The following is a 690-nucleotide window of genomic DNA, read 5'->3' as shown; positions in this document are numbered from 1 at the left end:
CATTAATGCAAAGCCCCAAGCTGGTGGAGGCGATTTTGCACGCGGTGGTGGATGCAGTGGACGTGCCTGTCACCTTAAAAATGCGAACCGGCTGGGATAAAGCGCACCGAAACTGCCTTGAGATTGCCCGTATTGCAGAGCAAGCTGGCATTTGTGCGGTGACCATTCATGGGCGCACGCGCAGTTGTATGTATGACGGTGAAGCCGAATACGAGCACATTCGAGCGGTGAAGCGCGCAGTGAGTATCCCGGTGATTGCCAACGGTGACATCACCTCGCCTGAAAAGGCCAAATGGGTGTTGGATTACACCGAAGCAGATGCGGTGATGATTGGCCGAGCGGCACTTGGGCGGCCATGGCTGTTTGACCAAGTGGGCAAATTTTTGCAAACAGGCACCGCCCCAAGCGAGCCTGAGTTGGCAGAAAAATGCCAAGTTGCTCTTGAGCATATCCATGCGCTTCATCAATTTTATGGGGCGCAGAAAGGTTTTAGAGTAGCGCGCAAGCATTTGGGCTGGTATTTGGACAACATTAAGCCTGACATGACGTTTAAGCGCCAATTTAATGCCATCAGCTACCCTGATGAGCAACTTGCGGCGTTAAGCGCGTTTTTTGACTCAATTTTAGCAAATTGAGAAGTTTTTATCGTTAAATGGAATAAATTGAATATGTTAGAACAACGTAGTAATT

General features: G+C 49.4%; 1 protein-coding gene. It reads left to right on the top strand.

The genetic code is table 11. From position 1 onward, the window contains the following. Positions 1-635 (top strand): tRNA-dihydrouridine synthase (locus tag JNC70_RS22795; protein WP_374789060.1); only part of this gene is annotated, 635 nt, incomplete at its 5' end. Positions 636-690: the final 55 nt, after the last annotated feature.

It is taken from the genome of Brucella oryzae (genome assembly GCF_041929965.1).
Lineage (GTDB): Bacteria > Pseudomonadota > Alphaproteobacteria > Rhizobiales > Rhizobiaceae > Brucella > Brucella oryzae.
The sequence above is the reverse complement of the archived record's forward strand: the minus strand, read 5'-3'. Positions and strand labels throughout refer to the sequence as shown.